This is a genomic window from Streptomyces sp. SID14436 (assembly GCF_010548465.1).
Classification (GTDB): Bacteria; Actinomycetota; Actinomycetes; order Streptomycetales; family Streptomycetaceae; genus Streptomyces.
The window spans coordinates 1-1,960 of sequence record NZ_JAAGMD010000776.1; the positions used below are offsets into that span (position 1 = coordinate 1).

At 74.6% G+C, this 1,960-nt stretch carries 2 protein-coding genes; one reads left to right on the forward strand and one right to left on the reverse strand.

Annotation, left to right across the window (positions count from 1 at the left end; genetic code table 11):
* Positions 1-234: 234 nt before the first annotated feature.
* Entirely contained in the window at positions 235-444 is a 210-nt protein-coding gene (locus G3I53_RS28135) for a hypothetical protein (protein ID WP_164336629.1), read from the reverse strand.
* Between the two features lie 560 nt (positions 445-1,004).
* On the opposite strand from G3I53_RS28135, the gene G3I53_RS28140 reads away from it, so the two are divergent.
* Positions 1,005-1,960, forward strand: a 956-nt coding sequence (locus G3I53_RS28140; RefSeq protein WP_164438915.1) for a serine/threonine-protein kinase, incomplete at its 3' end; no start/stop codon positions are given.

The window sequence follows — 1,960 nt, forward strand, 5'->3', positions numbered from 1 at the left end:
ACTGCCGCGCGGGCGTGGCCGGCGAGCGCGGCGGTCAGGGGCCCGGGGCCGGCGGGGGCGGAGGTCACGGGGGCAGCATGCCAGGCGGGGCGCGGGCCGGTGTGCGGACAGGACGATGCCGGCGCAGCTCCCCAGCTGCGCCGGCATCCTGCCGTCCGCCGCACCCCCGTCCCCACGGGGTTTCATGGGCCGATGTCCCCGCCCGGACCGCTCTTCCGGGCCTGGGGCCGCTTCTCAGCGCCCCAGCATCTCGCCCACGGACGACGCCTGTGTGGCCACTGTCTCCCACCCGTCGAAGACGAGGAGGAGCAGGACCGCCAGGGGAAGGGCCATCAGCGTCGCCACCAGCGGGTGGCGACGGCCCTCGCGGCGCGGCCGGAACCCGGCGGCGCCGGCCATCCGTTCCCGCGTGCGGACCAGGGTCCGCGGTGCCGTGTGGGCCATGATGGTCCCTCTCCTGAACCGTTTCTGTTGTCCTCGGCAGCGGCGGGCGTCGACCTCGGGGGACGAGTGCTGCACCCGCCGCTGGACTCCAAATCTAGGAGCCGGGGGCCGTCCGGGCGTCATGCCCTCGTACCGAATGCCGGGCCTCCCGGAGGATGAGCCGCACCGTGCGGTGTACTCCCCTGGGTGGAGACGGGCCGGCGTGACTCAGGGAGATCCCCGAGGGGACGGAGCGTGACGTCGCTCACTTCTCCGGGTTCCGGGCCGGTGTCCGACCCGGTCCGGTGCTCCGCCGGACCGCCGGAGCACGGCACCCGGAGGCCGCCCTGCGGGGTCTCGCGGGCGGTGCCGGGCGATCGGCTCTGGAGTGATCAATGTCCGTGCGGGATCGGCCGGTTGACACCTTCCGGGGGCGCGTCCGCCCCGCGTGTGCGCTGCTGACCGGTTCTCAATTCCGGCGCGGGCCAGGGACAATCGGCCGCTCCGGGAGGGCGCGGCCTCTGCGCACCGGCGGGTATGGAAACGTAAGCTGTGGCACGTCACAGGACCGGGCAGCGGGGATGAACATGGCGATGATGCGCCTGAGGCGCGAGGACCCGCGCGTCGTCGGCTCTTTCAGACTTCACCGACGGCTCGGCGCGGGCGGGATGGGCGTGGTCTACCTGGGCTCCGACAAGAAGGGGCAGCGGGTCGCGTTGAAGGTCATCCGGCCGGACCTGGCCGAGGACCAGGAGTTCCGCTCCCGGTTCGCGCGCGAGGTCTCGGCCGCCCGTCGTATCCGCGGCGGCTGCACGGCCCGGCTGGTGGCCGCCGACCTGGACGCGGACCGTCCGTGGTTCGCCACGCAGTACGTGCCCGGCCCGTCGCTGCACGACAAGGTGGCCGCGGAGGGCTCGCTGGGCGCGGCCGAGGTCGCGGCGATCGGCGCGGCCCTCTCGGAGGGCCTGGTCGCCGTCCACGAGGCCGGTGTGGTGCACCGGGACCTCAAGCCGTCCAACATCCTGCTGTCCCCGAAGGGGCCGCGGATCATCGACTTCGGCATCGCCTGGGCGACCGGCGCCTCGACGCTCACCCATGTGGGCACGGCGGTGGGCTCCCCCGGTTTCCTCGCCCCGGAACAGGTGCGGGGCGCGGCCGTCACGCCCGCCACGGACGTGTTCTCGCTGGGCGCCACGCTCGCGTACGCCTCGATGGGCGACTCGCCGTTCGGGCACGGGAGTTCCGAGGTGATGCTGTACCGCGTCGTGCACGAGGAGGCGCATCTGCAGGGTGTGCCGGACGCGCTCGCGCCGCTCGTGCGGGCCTGCCTCGCGAAGGATCCCGAGGAGCGGCCCAGCACGCTGCAACTGTCGCTGCGGCTCAAGGAGATCGCGGCGCGCGAGGCGCAGGGCCTCGCCGACTTCCGTCCGCCGGCGCCGCGCGGCGCCGAGGTGGAGCGGACCGCGGGCCGGCCGGCCGACACCTACCCGGAGCAGGAGCGGCGGCGCCCGTCCGGGCAGGGCCCCCGGAGCGAGGG

Coding starts and splice junctions, on each gene's coding strand:
- G3I53_RS28135 (WP_164336629.1), bottom strand. CDS start 444: ATGGCCCACACGGCACCGCGGACCCTGGTCCGCACGCGGGAACGGATG.